The sequence below is a fragment of the Chryseobacterium sp. BIGb0232 genome, assembly GCF_024810195.1.
Classification (GTDB): domain Bacteria; phylum Bacteroidota; class Bacteroidia; order Flavobacteriales; family Weeksellaceae; genus Chryseobacterium; species Chryseobacterium pennae.
The window spans coordinates 314,708-333,187 of the sequence record NZ_JANUEH010000001.1 but is presented as its reverse complement, the minus strand read 5'-3'; the positions used below and the strand labels follow the sequence as shown (position 1 = coordinate 333,187).

Below are 18,480 nucleotides of genomic sequence, written 5' to 3'. Positions count from 1 at the left end.
TTTTACAACATGAAAAAAACAGGTAAAAAAGCAGCTATTGGATTTATATTTATCACGTTGTTGATTGATATTACAGGTTGGGGAATTATACTTCCCGTGGTTCCTAAACTCATTGGAGAACTTATCCATAGTGACCTTAGTGAAGCTGCAAAATATGGAGGCTGGCTTGGCTTCGCTTATGCTATTACGCAATTTATATTTGCACCTATAGTGGGTAATCTTAGTGATCACTATGGAAGACGCCCAATTATTTTAATTTCTCTTTTTGGATTTGCTATTGATTATGTACTATTAGCACTAGCGCCTTCTATTTATTGGTTGTTTTTTGGAAGAATCATTGCCGGTCTTACTGGGGCTAGTATTTCAACAGCTAGTGCATATATAGCTGACATATCCACCGATGAAGATAGAGCTAAAAATTTCGGCTTAATCGGCGCAGCTTTTGGATTAGGGTTTATTATAGGTCCGGTAATAGGTGGTTTACTTGGACATTATGGGGCAAGAGTTCCCTTTTATTTCGCCGCTATATTATGCATGGTGAATTTTCTTTACGGCTTGCTTATACTACCGGAAAGTTTAGAAAAAGATAAACGTCGAGCATTTAACTGGAAACGTGCAAACCCTATTGGAACAGTTAATTTTTTGAGAAAACAGTCAAAAATATCAAATCTCGTCATCGCTTTAATTCTGGTCTATGTTGCCCTCTACGCTGTACAAAGCAATTGGCATTTTTTTACTATGTATAAATTTAATTGGACGGAAAGAACTGTAGGTCTATCGCTTGGTTTGCTTGGTCTATTGCTTGGCTTAGTACAAGGACTTCTAATTAGGTGGACAACTCCAAAATTAGGAGAATATAAAAGTGTATATTTTGGGTTGCTATTTTATGCATTAGGTTTAATGCTCTTTGCATTTACTAATCAGGGATGGATGATGTTTGTTTTTCTCGTTCCCTATTCCTTAGGTGGAATCTGCGGGCCCGCACTTCAATCAATAATCAGTAAAAATGTTCCTGCAAATGAACAGGGTGAACTGCAGGGAGCATTATCAAGTTTAGTGAGTGCTACCTCTATTTTTGGCCCCCCAATTATGACAAACTTATTCTATTATTTCACTCATGATAAAGCACCATTTCAATTTTCAGGAGCGCCTTTTTTTCTAGCATCCATTTTAATGTTTATTAGTGTAATTATTATATATTTTGCTTTTCGACAAAAAAATGAAAAAAAACTAAAGATTAAAAATGGAATAATGTGAATAAGTAGTGATAAAGATTTAGCCTTAAACCAGTTGATTTATGTAAATGATCATTATGATTTTGACAAAAATAGCTGTTAGAAACAGAATACCACAGGACGGTCTGATTTTCTATTCGGATCGCGGTTCCAATATGCTGGCCAATCTTTTAAAGATGAGCTTGCAACGATCTGTCTATCAGTAAATCAAAGTATGAGTAGAAAAGGAAATGCTGGGTAATGGGCTTATGGAAAGCTTTTTCAGGAACCTAAAAGCTGAAAAGCTTAATCATTATAAATTCAAAAGCAGAAAAGAGGCTAAATTGGCGACATTTAGTTATATTGAAGGTTGGTACAATAAAGACAGGATACCTTCAGCATCAGTCTACAAATCTCCAAAGCAGAGACTGGGTGAACTCATTGGAAATAGTATGAATAAATTCACGATCCGCCTTTTTTCTCACTGACAATCTTCACACTTCGTGTCGAAATTTGAAAATAGGAGAGTACGTCATTATTTTCTTTAAATACCTACTGCCCCCTTTATAAAATTTACAATGTTAGCTCCGCAGTTCATCAAAAGCTCCTCTTTTATCAGCATAAATTTTTATTTTAATCATTCATGTGAAAATATCTTGTGTACGGTTCCTAGTTTATTTTATACGTGTACAAAGCTCTCTTATGACCATTTGTCGTCGTGATCATTTCTCTTAAGCTCTCTTTCAACTTCATCAATTTCAGGTAAAGGAAGAAGATAAGTATCATTAATATATTTTAGAATACTTTTATTTGTTTTATCATTTATTTTTCTGATGAAAAGGCGATTAGAGGATTTTAGAGTTTCGATGAAGCTGTCCGCATACTGGTCTTTACTAAAAAAAGTTTTTTCAATGACTGCTCTTTTATCATCATTCACAATAATATCATTAAAGACTGTGTTGAGAAGTACTGTCTGGAAAAATGATTCCGCTGGTAAAAGCGTATGCAGGTAATAGTCTTCAAAATCCATTACCCTTTTGTTATTAGTCAAAAATATGCAGGTTTCTCTTGTAAGGATAAACCATTTCCCACCAATATAAGGTATAACTTCTTTCATAAACTCTCTTTTATAAATAAATGAAGATATTTTATGAGTCAGCTCCGTAAAATGATTTTGTATCCTTTGAAGTGTATCAGGCCTATAAAACTTCTGGTCATAATAAAAAAGATAATTTCGTCCATTATTATCGGTAAGAAATTTACGTATAATATTTTGTGACTTAAGGGAGGAGTCTTCACCGCTTAGGTTGATAAAATAATCCCAGTCAGGGCTTACATTCAAAAGATATTCCATCGCATTAAGTTCTGCCTGAATCATACTAAATCCTCCGGATACAATATTCATGCTTTCTAAAATATATACATTGGGAAAGTGTATTATATACAATTGTATCTCTTCCGTTAATTCTGCTTTGGCTTTGCGGTCAATATGAATAAGATAAAATTGATCCCTAGTGTAAATCTTCTGAAACATTTCTTTAAATGCATCAGGTTTATGATGTATCATAATAAAATAAGCAATCCTCACTTGCGGAGCTGAATGCAGGTCTGAAGTTTGGGGATGAGGATGAGTTATGGGAGATGACGTTTGCATGGGGGTAAAATTTAAAATCATCCGCACAGGCAAACAATTCAGTTTATGTGCGTAAGCTATGAATATATTTTTGATAATCAGTTAATTAAATTGACTGTTACCCAATTATTTTATGGTACATTTGCAAAGCATTTATAAAACAGGTTTCTGCCTTTGCTATTCTGTAATAGTTTAAACTCACAATTTTTCTTTCAGTCTTTGCTTTTTCAGCCGCCCAATTATCAATCGGGTTTCTAATGTGAAATGGCCTACAAGTTTTTTCATCCTGGAATGATATGTTATTGCAGGCTTATGAATTATAAATAATTAATTTATAATAAGTTATGCAAATAAAAATGATGAGGAGAAGAAATATTTCAGCTCATCCTATAATACACCAACTCAAATTCTAAAAAGTGAATTTGCTTACAAAATCTGTAGAGTTTACAGAAAATAATAAATAATTTTTTAATAATAATTACAATGCAAGAAGGCACAGTAAAATTTTTCAATGAAGCAAAAGGCTTCGGATTTATTTCTCCTACAGACGGGAGTAAGGATATATTTGTACATTCTTCAGGATTAGACACTAGAGCAATCCATGAGAATGATAAAGTCGTTTTCGATGTACAAAAGAGTGATAAAGGCTTAAATGCAGTTAATGTAAAATTGGCGTAATTAAGTTTTAATATCATCTGTTTGAAATAAATATTATTTTCAATTTCAGTATCATATTTTTATATTTTTTACAATTGAAATCCAAAAACCATTGGTATCTGGATATATTGTTTGAAAGAACATTAGATTACTTTTTATTTTCATAATGTTCATTTGCCTCTCACATAACGTGAGAGGTTTTTTCAAGAAAGAATTCCAGTCAGCTTACTATAAAAACAAAGACAATAGATAGGATGATGATCATCAATAATTTTACAGAATATAAAGCTTTGGAAGGTCAAATGATCGGGTTTTCTGACCGGCACACCATAGATCAGAAGCAAATCAACAGGAGTGTTTGCAGAAGAGACTTTAGATGGTCAGTGGATCCATATTAATAAGGGAAAAGGGAAAAAAGAAGGCCCCTTTAAATCAACCATTGCTCATGGCTAATTGCTATTATCACTGATCCCTCATTTCTGGAAATAAATTGCTGAGGTGAGAAACGTAAAAATGAAAATCAATTTTAATATTTGATTAAATAACTTTTTCATATAAAATCATAATGATCCAGTCTTATCACAAAGTAATGTTCAATTGTTTTTTGAGCTTTTTTGCACATTGATAAAAGATCATTTCCTGATGTATCGTCGAAACTAAAGTCATCATGGGTTTTCACGATATATTCGGTTACTATTTCAATATTCATCAGATCAATTTCCGTTACATCGGATTTCAACCTATGTTCTTCTTTGAAGAAAGGAATTTTACGGAAAATAGAATCGTTAAACCGAAAGAGGTGCATTGTTTTCATTGCAAAAATATTTATAAGATAAAAAATTTAGGTTGATGTTCATTAAGAAAGCTTACCTTTTATTTTTCTGCTGATCCATCTTTTGAATAAGGTACGTTCTGATGGTAATGGGTACATGCCGCCTGAAAGTATATATAATAAGCTGTTCCAAAAATTATTTTTTCTGTAGAATTCATGACTGTAGTTAGTTAACACTTTTAAGTATTCATGTTCATATTCCTTTGCTTCCTGTAATGTGTAACTTTTTGGCATATCTTTAATAATATCCATAGCAGTTTGGTTGAAGATTTTAGGCAAATATTTCTCTATAAAGTCCAATTCAAGCCTGCAGATCCTGATGAGTGGAGTAAGTAAAGAAAAAATTTCATCATAAAAGGTACAAATATGTACATTCCATGATAATCTTTCGTCTTCCGGTAAAATCTGAATAGTCAATAGAATGAGCTTTTTATGGAGTACCTCCATTTCATCTGTATAGACTTTGTTTTGCTGCCAAAATATGGGTGAATTGATTTTATTTTTTTTAATAATATTTTCCAGTATATATTCAAACTGTATTCTAATATTCTTTATGTTTTCGCTCAGGTCTTCTAAAACAGACTGCCACAGATTATGCTGGCTTAAGCTGCAGTATGTGCTAAATACCAATCTTGATCTGTTAATAAGCTGCTGTAGTTGTTTTAACATTCTAAGAATTTCTTTAGCATCTCTTTCTAAGGTGATGTTGGTATTTCTTAGATAGAACAGAGAGATAAACTGGTAATAACAGGCTTTTCTTGAAATATTATTTTTATTTCTAAGGGCAAATCTGTTTTGGAGTTTTGGATGTTTATCTGGCTTTTTCATTAGAATTTTATTGCAAATCACTTTTCTTGACAGTCCCTTTTTCAAAGGACTTTTGCTGTATGATAAGGGAAATAAGATATTGTCTTAAATCTTTGATCGTGATATTTTTCTCTTTCTCAGAAAAAAATAGTGGAGTTTCATCTAGAAGTTCATAGAGTTCAGGAAATTCTTTTTGGATTTCAACTGTTTTTTTAAATATCTTTTTTGTTAAAACAGATATGGTATTTAGATTATTCATAGCCGCTTTTTATTATTGTTACTATCATCTTAAACCGTTTATTTCCTTTTATCGAATGAGACTTATGGGCGGGAATAATGATGCATTCACCTTCTTCTATGAAATAAGTAGCTCCGTCTATCATAATTTCTGCTTTACCTTCAATAATTTGTGCAAAAGTATCAAAAGGAGAAATTTTTTCGGGTAATCCTTCTTTTTCATTAAATGATAAAGCACTGATATTGCCAGTTAGTTTTTTCAGGATGGTCTTACTGACTACGGAGTTCGAAATATATTCAACTATATTGCTGGTGCTATATACTTTTGATTTCTCAAGTTCTTGATGATTCATTACAGCTTGTTTACGGATGAAAGAGCAGAAGCTATCGTATGTAAATAAAAGGGATAGAACTGTCTAATATCCCATCCCTTTTTCCAGCTAAGCCTTTTGATAAATATTGTTCATCATAGCCTTTAACTGTCCTTGAAAACAATTTATGAAAGATTGATTTCTTTGATAATATTGAGAACTTCTTCACGGTTTTTTCTTAATCTGTTTCCGATTCTTTCAAGCATTTCCTTTTCTTTACCTTCTTCAAACTTCAGATCGTAATCCGTTAATGTTGAGAACTTTTCTTTCAATTGTTTTGACTGTTCAATCCAGTCTCCGGGAGTTTTGAAAAATTTGTCGCCTTTGTTGTGGTTTGTGTCCATAAGGTGGATTTTAGTGTAACTTCATTGCTACAGTACAAAGTTGGATGTTTAATCATCTATTGTATTACAGATTGTTTCTTTTATGTTGCACATATCACACTTTTACAAAATACCAGCTTGTTTTGAGCAGCTGAAATACAGTTGTTCAGTTTGATGACTTGGTGGAAGTTATTGAACCTTTGGAAAATTATAAACTTCAAATACTACTATATAATTCCAAATAAGTGATTGATTATTCGTACCTTGCTGAATAACTACATTGAACTGGCTATCCGGACTCTCGGTTCCTACCTATTCTCTTCTTTTCATTTTGTAATATTTCCGGTATATTGTTATCTCTCAGTCTTCAAATCATTAATAAAAACTGTCGATTTCATCCAAAGGACAATTCAATTGTAAAAATTATTAATGCTTTTATGAATATAAAAAAATATTTATGGATGTGGACGTTTTTGGTTCCTATCCTGGCGTGGCTCTCTTATGTTGGAAATTCTGTTTTTTCTTCAGGATATTACTCTGTGATTCTTACTTTATTTTTGATAGGAAGTGTTTTGGCTGCAGTGTATCATTCCGAAGTCATTGCCCATCGTTTGGGGGAGCCATTCGGAACCTTGCTTCTGGCATTTGCCATTACGGTCATAGAAGTAGGACTTATTATTTCCATCATGATGGGAGCAAAAGGTTTAGAAACCATTACCCTTGCCAGAGATACGGTTTTTGCAGCAGTGATGATAATCCTTACCGGAATCATTGGAAGCTGCATTATAATAGGCTCTTTAAGATATAGAGAACAAAGCTTTACATTACAAGGGGTAAGTACCGCACTCATTACCCTTACCTCCGTTATCATTTTTGTGCTTATTCTACCCAATTATACGGTAAGTCATCTCGGAGGTGAATATACGTCCTTCCAATTGCTTTTTATCGCCTTGATTTCTTTGGGACTTTATCTCGGATTTACCATGATCCAAACGTTCAGACACCGAAGCTTTTTCATTTCTCCGCAAAACAAACTATCCAAAAATCAGCCTGTACAAAATAGTCATGAGATGATTTCCCGAAAACAATTGTTTATCAGCTGTATATTGTTAATATTATCCCTGGGAATAGTTGTTTTACTGGCAAAGCTTCTTTCAAAGGATGTTGAACATATCGTTGTTTCGGTTGGCGCTCCAAGGTCTCTTGTAGGTATCATTATTGCCGGTATTGTTCTTCTTCCGGAAGGGTTGGCAGCGTTCAGGGCAGCAAAAAGTGATGAAATTCAAACCTCATTAAATCTGGCTTTTGGTTCTGCTTTAGCAAGTATAGGACTGAGTATTCCTGCCATTGCCATTATATCTGTAATGACTGGTATACGAATGACATTGGGAATAGATATCAAATCAACAATACTTTTGGGACTATCGCTTTTTATTATTACTGTTTCACTGGCAACGGGCAGAACCAATATTATGCAGGGAATTGTACTGATTGCTATTTTTTTAATTTACCTTTTCATTACAATAGTACCATAAACAGGTTGTTTAAAAAACTCAAATTAAATCAGCCAATCATTAAAGGTTGTTATTTTGGAAAACAGAGTCTTGCCATGAGGTAACTTACCGTGGATTCTGCTCCCTGATTGAGATTAACATTTTTCTCTTCAAGTCCGTCATAACATCCACCCGTTGCAGGGTTATAAATAATCTGATGTAAATGATTTTTCCCTAAAAACCAACTAAAAGCATTCATCATCATCTGCAAATATTTTTCATCCTTAAAAACCTTGTAGAATGTAGATAAGGCCAGTATGGTATAAGCAACGTCAATAGGCTGTTCACCACCAATTGATTGAGGACTTTTAGCCGTTTCTTTCTGCAGCCATCCTTTGTTGGATATTACTTTGATGCCTCCCTTACTAAATATTTTAGAAAGCAAAAACTTGAATGATTCATTGGCAACCTGTTTATACATTTCGTCCTGGGTTGTAATCCATGCACACAATAAAGCTTCAGGGAGTGCGCTGTTTCCGTACGTAAGATAGCTTTCAAACCAATGCCAGTCTTTATGTTTTTCATGTTGATACATTTTTACCAGTCTGTTAGCCAGCTTTTTCAATAATGGAATATTATTTTCAGAGTTTTGATAATGTAATCCCTTTATGATAAAAGCCATTGCCCGGGTAGAATGAATGTTCTCAATAGATGAAAGACTTTTTTCAATAATATACTCTGCTTCATCAGAAAACTGTTGAGGTAAGATTGTTTTTATTGAAAGAAGATATCCCAGTGCCCAGATAGCCCTTCCATTGGAATCTTCAAGATTGGTCTCATAATTCTGCTGTGCAAATTCCTTATGTTGATTTATATAATTGAGGAAGCTTCCATCTGGCTTCTGGCAAAACTTAATCAGATTCAGATAGGTTGATATTAAATCAAGGTCAGATTCATCTTTGCTTAGTTCATAATGTCTGCAGGCTACAATCATAGCACGGGCATTATCGTCCAAAGTATATCCGGAATTGATATCAGGTTTATTGATTTTAGAAAACTGGATCATCCCAAAATCCGTTGTCATATTTTTGATATGGCTTAGATTGATAATGGGAAATGTATAGTGTAATGTCATTTTGTCTTTGCTGTGTTGTTGAAATAATAGGGCATGTGAAATAGAAGAATTCTCCCAGGCTGTGGGAGCCATCTTTTCCAGACTATTTGATCGTAATTTTTCCTGTGCAGTTTCATTTTTCAGTAATGTATTGACGGCAGCAGCAAGTTGTTTCGGAGCTTCAAAATCAATAATAATTCCCAGGTCTTGATTGAGTACTTCCAGAGCGTGGGGAATAGGAGTGGAAACAATAGGGCAGCCACAACTGATGGCATAGGAAAAGGTCCCACTTACCGCCTGGTTTCTGTCTTTTGAAGTGAAAAGATAGATATTGGTAAGCTGAAGATAATCTAACAACTCATCCAAAGGAAGGTATTGGTTGATAAAGAAAGTATGTTTTTCCAAATGGAGTCTCTTAACAGTGTCCTGCAAGAAATCACGATATTTTTCCCCTTCATACTTAATGATACCGGGATGCGTTTTTCCAATAATGAGAAACATTACATCGGGATTTTGGGAAATAATTTCAGGCAGAGCTTCTAAAGTAGTTTCAATATTTTTCCCTGAACCCAGCAAACCAAATGTTGAAAGAACTTTTTTATCTTTAAATCCGTATTTCGCTTTCAGTGAAATTTTATCGATAAATGGCAGTAAATGAGTACCGTGGGGTATCACTTTAATTTTATCAGATGGAATATCATAATCATTGGTAAGGATATCCGCAGAAATACCGGTCATCACAATAATAGATTTTACGAAATTGCTGATCTCTTGTACCTTTTCTTTTAATTCCTTATCAGGTTTCGGCAGAACGGTGTGAAAAGTAATGATGATATCTTTTTGTATATTTTGAAGAAAAAGCAGTAACCCGTTTTTAGCTTCAGTGAAAAATCCAAACTCATGCTGGAGCATAACCAGTTGAATATTGTCATTTTTGTTGATTTTATCAGCCAGTTCCAAATAAGAAATAGCATCGGATGTATTAAGTCGATATTGAAGATTTTCTTCGTATTGATAGCTTTCATCTTCAGTTTCCATTGGGCAGACGATGATGGTAAATGATTCTTTGAATTTGAGCTGAAGAGATTTTATCAGATCCTGACAATATGTTGCGATACCGCACACCTTAGGAGGAAAAGTACTTATAAAGATAATCACAGGCTTATGATTAATTGTGCTTTTTTTACTTTGTACAGATCGTCTTTTTGTCTTTTCCTCCACGTCTGATTTTATATTTTTATTCATGTTGATATCTATTTTAAAGTCTGACATTCTGTATAGAATAGTCAATTATGATGTGTACTGTAGTAATTCCTTCAGTAATTCCGGGATGCTTAAAGAAGCAACAGCTATTCTTTTATCTGCAGCCCCGTAATAAATATGGAGTGTATTTTCTTCTGCGATGGCTCCTGTAGGGAAGCAAACATTGTTCACTTCTCCCTTCAGTTCCCATTCTTCTTCGGGCTTGAAAAGAGGATAAGGAAGTCTTGAAATTTCTTTTTCAGGATTATCGAGATCCAGTAAAGCAGCACATGCGCTGTAAACATATCCTTCAATGGTATCATGTACGCCATGGTATATCAAAAGCCATCCATGTTCGGTTTCTATAGGGGGACACCCTCCGCCAATATAGCTTACTTCATGCTCGTATTGGGGAGACAATACAATATGTTCTTTAAAGTGCAGGAAATAATCTTCCCAGAAATCAGGATTCATATCTTCTATATTTTCTATACTTGCAATTTGGATATCGGGTCTTATGCGATGAAGAAAATAAAGCTTACCGTTAATTCTTCTTGGAAAAAATATTAGATTTTTATCCCATAGGAAGACCTCTTTATCCTTTTTATGAGTAGGTTGGAGTTTATTGAAGCGTCTGTATTTTTCTCCTATTTCACCTTGAGCTTCTGCTAAAAGCTTAAACTTTTTGTATGGAATTTTCGGGACAACGATTCCCAGTTTTTGCCATGATATAAGATCCTCAGATACAGCAAGCGTTCCCAATGCGTTAATCCCGTCATAACTGGTATAAGTAAGGTAAAACAAATGATCGATTTTTACGATCCTTGGATCTTCAACACCATGTTTTTCATATTCAGACTCGGGGATGATAACCTGATTGCTTAATCGGGTTTCTATAGTCTTATGATCTGACAGTATACAGTATCCGATACTGGAGAAATTATTCTTTGCAAGAGCCCTGTAGAATAAATGTATTTTTCCGTTATCCTGAATAACTGCGGGGTTTAAAACACCCTCACTCTCAAATTCTAATGTCGTTTTTCTGAGTATAATTCCTTCTTTTTTCAGGGATACCATTTAGTTGCCGGTATTTTGGGCTTCATTTTCCCTGGTTCTTCGTTTATTCATCTTATCTTCCCGTTTCTCTTTTGCGGATTTTGCGGGTGGAGTTTTATCTGATTTCTTTTTTCCGTCTTTTTCTTTTGACATTGTGAAATATTTTTTATTACCTGTAAATTTCAATCATTAAAAAAGGAAAGCTTTGCAATTGTCTCTCAATTTGTTGTATAAATCATAGATATTTCCGATTTAATAGACTAACTTTGGGTAAATATCTGTTAATGAAATAATTGACAGTTATAAACAGTAAGGGAGATGAAGTTGTATATAAAATACATGGTAAGCTTGCGCTGCAAAATGGTTGTCCATCAGGAACTGGAAAGGCTGGGCATTAAAAACGCTATTGTAGATTTGGGAACTGTAGAATTATTGGATGATATCAGCGTTGAACTAAGACAACTTCTGAAAGAAAATTTACTTAAAACAGGACTCGAAGTATTAGATAATAAAAAAAGTATCCTGATAGAAAAAATAAAAAATGTAGTCATAGAAATGATTCATTATTCAGATGAACTTCCAAAAGAAAATTTCTCAGATTATATAAGTGAAAAATTAGGATATGATTATACCTATCTGGCCAATACCTTTTCAGAAGTGAAAGGAATGACACTCCAGCATTTTATCATCATTAATAAAGTAGAAAAAGTAAAAGAACTCCTGTTGTATGATGAACTCAATCTTACAGAAATCTCTTATAAACTCAATTACAGCAGTGTGGCCCATCTCTCTAACCAGTTTAAAAAGATCACAGGGCTTTCCCCTTCATTTTATAAACAGTTGAAACAAAGACGTCTTGGAAATTTGGAAGACCTATAAAAGGTGTGATATATGTAAGATTATTCCGGATATATATAGCTGGGCAGATATTGAAACAACCATATTTGTAGTATAATAATCAGGAATTTATCAAATCCATTAAAGTTTATATTACCATAAGGTAGTGCAATTTTAGACTGGAATATATAGTGAACAGTTGAAATTATTCATTGTACAAAATGCTGGTCGCCGGTATTTTAAAACATTGTAGTAGTAAAGAAAGACTGGAAAGCCAATATACACCATGATAAAAAATTAATAGGCTTAAGGATTCTCAACTTGAATGATGAGCATATTAAAATCCCAATAAAATAGTAGATCTGTTTTTAGAAGGTTTTAATTAGTTAAGGATAGGAACCCTCTGGTTTCTGTCCTTTTTATCCATGTTTATGTGATGTGGTAGGGTCATGTAGAATAAATTATATCAACTGAACCCACAAAAAGATAGGCTCATACAATCCTTTTTACTCACCAAACAGGCTGTTCTTACAATTAACCCAATATCGGAAATCATGAAAACAATACATCTTTTTCAGTTTAAGAATTCCATTTCCCGGAAGCTTCCTTTTTTTAAGGAAGAATGTAGATTAGATAATTTAAATGATTTAATGGTTTATGACCTGATGAACACCGAAAAAGTGACCGAGTTCATTATTGAGGTTCATGATGATTTTATTTTTGAAGATACGACCAGAGAGGATATTTTGGCAATGTGCAGCAATGCCAGGGAAGTAGTTGAGCATTATTTTGCAACAACAATGAATGATTATGACGTTATCTGAGCATTGATTTCAGAAGCGTAAAAAGTTTTTAGATCAACATTAAATATTTGATGCCATGAAATTTCAGCAAAGTTTACTTGATTATATCAGTACTTCACTCATTACAATGAATGAAACGGTTTCTATAGCAGAAAGTGTAACCTCGGGATTAATACAGCTTGCTTTTTCCCAGATGCCTAATGCAAAGCTGTTTTACAAAGGAGGAATAACCACTTTTACATTGCCTGAAAAAGTTAACTTTTTAGATATCAATCGAATTGAAGCTCAGGAAAATGGTTTTGAAACCCAAAAAATGGCAGATACAATGGCTGTAAAGGTCGCTGAATCATTTGGAACAGATTGGGGAATTGCATCTACGGGATATGCTGCATCTGTAAGAAATTCAGGGTTTAAAGTGTATTCATTCTGCTCATTCAGCTATAAAGGCGAGATTGTTCTTTCTAAACGGATAGAGCTTCATAATAAGACTCAGGCATTAGATTCGCAGTTATATTATACTGAATTTATTTTAGGATGTTATAAAAGTGCACTTAATCAAATATTAATTTAAAAGTATATTCATTTATTCTCAGTTCAAAGGAATACATTTCAATCTTTTATCTTCATCAATTATTTGTCGTATGATAGTAATTAATTTGTCTTCAGGTAAATGAGAAAGAAGCTAAAATTATACTGGAAAGATGGAACTGTTCAGCACACCAAGCAACAACGGCAGACCTATCGTTTGTGATTTATCCGATTGGAAATACTCACTTAGCGGTCTTTCAAACTTAGCTAATAACCAGTATTGGCCTCATTTCTTGAAATGAATTGACGGTCATAAAAACGCATGCAATAGTTTAAGAACAATTCGATATTGTCAACAATCAGCATTTTGCTATGCTTGTCCACCCCACGTTCAAGTTCATAACTGATCTTGTCGAAGCAGTCCAAAACAATTTTCCTTTCTCTCTCTCAGACAAATGTAACGCTTCACTGGATTGATAAGAAAAGAATGTATAATCATCAATGTGCCTGCCCAAAGATTTGCCATGTATCTTTCTATCAATATTTATAAATCTTGCTTATTGTCAACAAATCTTGTGCTGCGGCTAAAATCTTGTAACCGTTTCTATAACCGTCAGTTTTTAACGAGAAAAAATTCGAATAGTGATGTATTTACAAAGTTTGAAAACTTACTGGATGATTATTTTAAAAATGATAATTTAGTTATCAATGGGATACCCTCAGTTTATTTGTCAGTATCAGAAATTGCTTATCAATTAGGTTTTGAGCATCCGCAATCATTTCACCGCCTGTTCAAAAACCGTACAACTTTTTCTCCACTGGAATTCAGAGCCTCATTTAATTAATGAAAATGTATTCTAATGTAAAGAATACAATTAATATCAATACATATTGAAAAGATGGATGGTAATTATTATCATCCATCTTTTTATTGAGTCTCCAATTTGAACTAAATCAGTAAAACAGAGATTCTGTTACAACTTTCCTTATTTGGGCTACTTTAACTTATCGTATGTTTTGGACCTTTGTTGTATAAAAATACCTGTACAATGAGTCTTATCAAAATATTAATTATTGTCACCAATATCAATATATATGCAAGTGGGAATAAGAAGTTCCCTTTAATCTTGAAGCGGGCTTGAAAGACAGAGGTTCAGATTACAGAAACGCGCTTATTCCGATCACTTCCAAAGTTGTGGTGGACGGTAATCTGATTACCGGGCAAAACCCATTCAGTTCAAAGAAAATGGCAAAAGTCGTGATCCACGAACTTGACAAACAAATTGCACAATCTAATATCATAAATAATTATCAACATTAAAAACAGTTTAAAATGAAAAAATTAAAAATCCTGGCAATTGTAGTAATTATCGCTATAATCCTGCTTTTTGCCCCTGGCTTTTTCTTAAGTAAGGCTATCGTTAATGCAGCTTCGAATAAGGAAAGTGTACAACCGATAACCAACAATCCTACTGAAAAGGATACGCTCATTGAACTGGCAGGTCAGAAGATGCCCGTACTGAAAGGCGGTTTGTTCGACAGATTTCATTCCAATTCGCCTATGGATATCGTTGCAAAGGAAAGACCCGACATTGATCTTAGCTGGTTCAAAACCATTCAAAAACAGAAAAAAGAAGTGGGCTTTACCACATACTCGCCGAACTTCTATTACAGTAACAGCAGCATTACAGCTATTTACACGGCAGATATTGCAAAAATAGAAGAGCTGATTCCGGAAAAAGTTAAGGGCTTGGTAACACCGATTTCCTATACGCCCGGAAAAGGGCTGATAGCTATTACATCTTACGCTTACCATTACTGCGATAATGATTTTTATAACGAATTATCCATCTCTATTGTAACCACAAAACCGGGTAAAAGCAACTGGGGACTGATTTCGCTGATGGGTGAGCTGAATGACAAGAACCTGTGGGGCTACGTGTTGAAGCTGCCTGTAAATACCGAACTGGCAAGAGTGACAGGAGTTTATGGTTACAATTTGCCAAAATGGCTGATCCCTATCCAAACTCTTTTTTTGCTGATATAGAAAATGTTTTAGAGTTATGTAGTTGAAAATAAGTAGTATATAAATATTGTCTTTACGTATAAATTTAAAAAGATGCTCTTCAAACACATTTCCGGAAGATTTTGTCTTATAAGTCAGTTTGATTTGCTGGAATAATTGTTTTATATCTTGACGATTGATAAAATATCGGTTGGTGATCAAAATATTAGATGAGAAAAGAGTTGGAATATTGTGATTCACTTTCAGGATGATAAAATCTAGATCAATTTTGGTTTCTGAATTTACATGTTGTTGTTGTTGTTGTTGTTGTTGTTGTTGTTGTTGTTGTTGTTATTGTTGTTGGCATTCTCAACATTTTGCAATCTTTTTGAGATAACGCCTGCATCTAAGATTGAAGTTATGCTTCCTAGCACGAAATAGGCCAGAAGGAAAGCCATACCGGCTAAAATATAGAGAACTAGATATTTTGAAAACATATTCAGTTCGGCATAATTACAGAAAACCAAGATCGAAAAACCAAGCAATGCTAAAAGTACTGCAAAACAGAGCGAAAATTTTTTGAAATATATTGTTGTCTTAGTAAGATTAACATAGAGTTTGCCTAATTCATTAAATGACAGATGTGCTTTTGCACTTTTTATAATTGGCCAGTCGAAATTGTTTCCGAGTTTATCTTTAAGCTCGTTATAGGCAGGAATACTTTTGTAATTTGTCCTGAATCCTGAAATTATAAAGAATATATTTTCTTGTATGGCTGGCTCGATAAATTTATCCTTAAAGTCAGTTTGGAGATTTTGTAACAAGGGGTAAGCATCGATCATGTACTGTAGCTTTTGGAACTTCCTTTTCAGATGAAAATTTAAAATGTAGGGTGCTGCCAAAGATGTAAGAATTACTGTTACTAGTGTTCCTGCGGCTGTCACGATAGTGTTAATGTCCATAATATAAAAATATTTAAGTTTAAAATTTTAGTGGTTCGATTCGGTTATTATTTTCAGTTTTTTGTCTTGCTAAGTAAGAAAAAGTATTGTTGAACTTTCTTACGCATTAGTGATTTCCAGAATAAATCATTACGAAATCGGTATACAAAAAAACTGCAAATAGTCAATTTGCAGGATTTGTATATTCTTAAATCACTGAATTAACTTTTAAAATGTCGTTGAATATGAATGGATAACAGTTTTATAACATGAAATTAAGACTTGGTAAAGCCATATTTTTCTTCTCTCTTTTTAAATGCTACCTGTGGGGAGTGCCGGGAAATTAATATCTATATTTTCAGCTCCGGTTAAAGAGATTAAATAATACATAAAATGGACAATATGACTTGCTTGTAGGAAAATCGAACCAATTTTTTGAGGATTTAGAAAAGGTTTTGAATGTATGTGATTGATTGTTATGTTTTTTTGTTTTGGTTTGATCTCTGCTATGTTTCGAAGCTACTTAATTGGTACATTAAAATATTGTTAACTCTATTATTTTTCAACTTCAATATCTATCCAGTTTTGGATTATGTTTAAGATAATATGTAAATTATTTACACAAGCGAAGAGTATTTGATAACCCTGGATCACAGAAGGCGAAGTCCTATCAACTGAAATTAAATCAAAGGCATTATTGATCTCACTACTTGGTAAATGAGCATCTCCATGTCTCAGTTCATAGACTCCAACAAGAGGCGCGGTAATTTCTCTTGCTTTTTCTTTTGGAATTTTTACTGCTAGCAGATTTTCAAGAGTTTTTAATGAACCCCATTTAGTACCCTTTGGGGGAATAGCTATTTTTTGAAGGGATTCTATATCAATATCATCGATTATAATTCTAGCAATATCCTTCGCCAGAGAGAACAGCCGTTTGTCGTCAACTGCTCGGAATCTATTTATTGTAGCTATAATTTCTTCGACAGAGTGATGTCCTCTAAAAAACTTTATATTAAACTGTTTTTCAAATGCTTCATTTATTTCATTAATTACTCTTTTTAGAAATCGTTCTGGTGCATGTGTGCTTGCGGGCTCTGCTTTCACTTGCGAGGCGTACAACTCTTTGCCAATTCCACCTTCAGGAGCAACGTTGTGCGCTGACCAAATCTGTTGCTGCCAAGACGGTAGCTTCCCGATGTCTTTTGCATAAACAGTAATTAAACCTATCTCATTGACACCAAAGTGTATATTCCAAGACGGTGAACAGGAAAGTTTTCCTGTGTCCCTTGTATACCAATCTAAAGAACTCCCACGTATCGATAATATATGTGAGGCTAATTCAGGTTTGAACCATAACCACTTTCCGCCTTTTTTTAATTGATTACCGGTCTCTTTATTACCGATAACGTCAACTATATAGTAAAAATCTATATTGTCCTCATGTCCTAAAGTAATTGGGCTGGTGGCAGCTGGATTGATCCATTCATATTTCCATAGTTCAGCTATCAGACGGTATAATTTTTTTCCTGCAAAACTTTTTTCATAATATTCCGATTTTACATTTTCGTCCGTAGGAAATGCTGTCATATCTGGGACATCATCATTTTCATCAATATCTGTTCTGCTAGCATGAGATATGGCAATTTTTTCTCCAAATGCAAATCCTCCTTCATGTATTTCTAAGATGTTAAATTCCCAGATATCTTTACCATTTTTAGATTGTTCAGAATCTTGATCCCACGGTAGTTGGGGTTTAGTTTCCAATATTGCATCCCTGCTGAAAAAGGAGGTGACATATAAGCCAGAATTCCTTGCAGCCAAGTAATCTTTTAAAAATTGATTCTTTATTTGCAGATTGACAGGTTCACCCTCTTCATTTCTTTCTAGTTTTACCACTTCGGTATAACCCTGTCTAGGGCAGATCCAAACATCACCCTCTCTTTTTAAACCCAAATTTATTACTAGGTCCTGATGCAAGTGCCACTCATGATTATCGCAATTATTGTCGAAAGTCTGGTCTAATACTAAATGAATACCCTCTACATTCTCACCCACATATAAATCAGACTGTGAATAATTTTCATATACAAAATTTAATCCTGCTGAATGACCTATTCCCAAATCACTCCATGATAACTGTTCAGCACTTTCTCTTTGATCTACGGGGATCATTAGTGTTCCATGACCCGTAAAATCTTCTTTGTAGCCATTTTTTCCATAGGCGATATTGTTTTGAACAGATTTTTGAGCTCTTAGTGATACCCATACGGAATTATCCAATTTTCTTTTTCTTAGATCTTGCATTTCAAACCATGTATGATCCATATCTTGTGTGTTTAATTAATTTTTATGTGAGAATTCAAATATACAAAACGGTCTTTTCTCTA

The 18,480-nt window shown here is 33.8% G+C and carries 21 protein-coding genes; 10 read left to right on the top strand and 11 right to left on the bottom strand.

All coding sequences use genetic code 11. The features are described from left to right. Window positions 1–9: 9 nt before the first annotated feature. Window positions 10–1,257 (top strand): TCR/Tet family MFS transporter, encoded by a 1,248-nt coding sequence (locus M2372_RS01535; protein WP_123318664.1) that lies wholly within the window; start codon window positions 10–12, stop codon window positions 1,255–1,257. A gap of 226 nt (window positions 1,258–1,483) precedes the next feature. Further along, window positions 1,484–1,702, top strand: a complete 219-nt coding sequence (locus M2372_RS01530; RefSeq protein WP_185018719.1) for an IS3 family transposase — start codon at window positions 1,484–1,486, stop codon at window positions 1,700–1,702. 212 nt (window positions 1,703–1,914) lie between these two features. Here M2372_RS01530 and M2372_RS01525 read toward each other — a convergent pair whose 3' ends face one another. Beyond that, window positions 1,915–2,868 (bottom strand): beta-1,6-N-acetylglucosaminyltransferase, encoded by a 954-nt coding sequence (locus M2372_RS01525; protein ID WP_185018722.1) that lies wholly within the window; start codon window positions 2,866–2,868, stop codon window positions 1,915–1,917. A 462-nt stretch (window positions 2,869–3,330) separates the two neighbouring features. On the opposite strand from M2372_RS01525, the gene M2372_RS01520 reads away from it, so the two are divergent. Then, window positions 3,331–3,525 carry a cold-shock protein gene (locus M2372_RS01520; RefSeq protein WP_123318666.1) on the top strand — a complete coding sequence of 65 codons (195 nt, stop codon included), beginning with the start codon at window positions 3,331–3,333 and terminating at the stop codon, window positions 3,523–3,525. 529 nt (window positions 3,526–4,054) lie between these two features. Here M2372_RS01520 and M2372_RS01515 read toward each other — a convergent pair. The 5 genes from M2372_RS01515 to M2372_RS01495 form a co-directional block, all read right to left on the bottom strand. Further along, window positions 4,055–4,318, bottom strand: a complete 264-nt coding sequence (locus M2372_RS01515; RefSeq protein ID WP_123318667.1) for a heme oxygenase — start codon at window positions 4,316–4,318, stop codon at window positions 4,055–4,057. A 42-nt stretch (window positions 4,319–4,360) separates the two neighbouring features. Then, window positions 4,361–5,164 (bottom strand): hypothetical protein, encoded by an 804-nt coding sequence (locus M2372_RS01510; protein ID WP_123318668.1) that lies wholly within the window; start codon window positions 5,162–5,164, stop codon window positions 4,361–4,363. A 7-nt stretch (window positions 5,165–5,171) separates the two neighbouring features. After that, window positions 5,172–5,402, bottom strand: a complete 231-nt coding sequence (locus M2372_RS01505; protein ID WP_123318669.1) for a hypothetical protein — start codon at window positions 5,400–5,402, stop codon at window positions 5,172–5,174. Further along, entirely contained in the window at window positions 5,395–5,733 is a 339-nt protein-coding gene (locus M2372_RS01500; protein ID WP_123318670.1) for a cupin domain-containing protein, read from the bottom strand. The genes M2372_RS01505 and M2372_RS01500 overlap by 8 nt, the downstream gene beginning before the upstream one ends. A gap of 143 nt (window positions 5,734–5,876) precedes the next feature. After that, entirely contained in the window at window positions 5,877–6,095 is a 219-nt protein-coding gene (locus M2372_RS01495) for a hypothetical protein (RefSeq protein WP_123318671.1), read from the bottom strand. A gap of 416 nt (window positions 6,096–6,511) precedes the next feature. Between M2372_RS01495 and M2372_RS01490 the strand changes: the two genes are divergently transcribed. Next, entirely contained in the window at window positions 6,512–7,609 is a 1,098-nt protein-coding gene (locus M2372_RS01490) for a calcium:proton antiporter (RefSeq protein WP_123318672.1), read from the top strand. Between the two features lie 49 nt (window positions 7,610–7,658). On the opposite strand, the gene M2372_RS01485 is transcribed toward M2372_RS01490, so the two are convergent. From M2372_RS01485 to M2372_RS01475, 3 genes are read right to left on the bottom strand one after another with little or no spacing between them, the layout of a single operon-like run. After that, a complete protein-coding gene (locus M2372_RS01485) occupies window positions 7,659–9,926 on the bottom strand; it encodes a glycosyltransferase (protein ID WP_228455653.1) in 2,268 nt (755 codons plus the stop codon). A 45-nt stretch (window positions 9,927–9,971) separates the two neighbouring features. Beyond that, complete coding sequence (locus tag M2372_RS01480) at window positions 9,972–11,000, bottom strand: pesticidal protein Cry7Aa (protein WP_123318674.1); 1,029 nt, start codon at window positions 10,998–11,000, stop codon at window positions 9,972–9,974. Continuing rightward, window positions 11,001–11,132, bottom strand: a complete 132-nt coding sequence (locus M2372_RS01475) for a hypothetical protein (protein ID WP_259080542.1) — start codon at window positions 11,130–11,132, stop codon at window positions 11,001–11,003. Window positions 11,133–11,297: 165 nt separating this feature from the next. Between M2372_RS01475 and M2372_RS01470 the strand changes: the two genes are divergently transcribed. The 6 genes from M2372_RS01470 to M2372_RS01445 all read left to right on the top strand — a co-directional run bounded on the left by M2372_RS01470 (window position 11,298) and on the right by M2372_RS01445 (window position 15,194). Beyond that, window positions 11,298–11,858, top strand: coding sequence for an AraC family transcriptional regulator (locus tag M2372_RS01470; RefSeq protein ID WP_228455654.1), 561 nt, complete (start codon window positions 11,298–11,300; stop codon window positions 11,856–11,858). Between the two features lie 512 nt (window positions 11,859–12,370). Beyond that, entirely contained in the window at window positions 12,371–12,640 is a 270-nt protein-coding gene (locus M2372_RS01465) for a heme oxygenase (protein ID WP_123318676.1), read from the top strand. A 55-nt stretch (window positions 12,641–12,695) separates the two neighbouring features. After that, window positions 12,696–13,190 carry a CinA family protein gene (locus M2372_RS01460; RefSeq protein WP_123318677.1) on the top strand — a complete coding sequence of 165 codons (495 nt, stop codon included), beginning with the start codon at window positions 12,696–12,698 and terminating at the stop codon, window positions 13,188–13,190. Window positions 13,191–13,671: 481 nt separating this feature from the next. Further along, window positions 13,672–13,992, top strand: coding sequence for an AraC family transcriptional regulator (locus tag M2372_RS01455; protein WP_123318678.1), 321 nt, complete (start codon window positions 13,672–13,674; stop codon window positions 13,990–13,992). Window positions 13,993–14,285: 293 nt separating this feature from the next. Further along, on the top strand, window positions 14,286–14,468 hold the full coding sequence (locus M2372_RS01450) for a hypothetical protein (protein ID WP_228455655.1): 183 nt from the start codon (window positions 14,286–14,288) through the stop codon (window positions 14,466–14,468). A 12-nt stretch (window positions 14,469–14,480) separates the two neighbouring features. Further along, a complete protein-coding gene (locus tag M2372_RS01445; protein WP_228455656.1) occupies window positions 14,481–15,194 on the top strand; it encodes a hypothetical protein in 714 nt (237 codons plus the stop codon). 260 nt (window positions 15,195–15,454) lie between these two features. Here M2372_RS01445 and M2372_RS01440 read toward each other — a convergent pair whose 3' ends face one another. Continuing rightward, window positions 15,455–16,114, bottom strand: a complete 660-nt coding sequence (locus M2372_RS01440) for a hypothetical protein (RefSeq protein WP_123318679.1) — start codon at window positions 16,112–16,114, stop codon at window positions 15,455–15,457. Between the two features lie 534 nt (window positions 16,115–16,648). Then, window positions 16,649–18,418, bottom strand: coding sequence for a hypothetical protein (locus M2372_RS01435; RefSeq protein WP_123318680.1), 1,770 nt, complete (start codon window positions 18,416–18,418; stop codon window positions 16,649–16,651). Window positions 18,419–18,480: the final 62 nt, after the last annotated feature.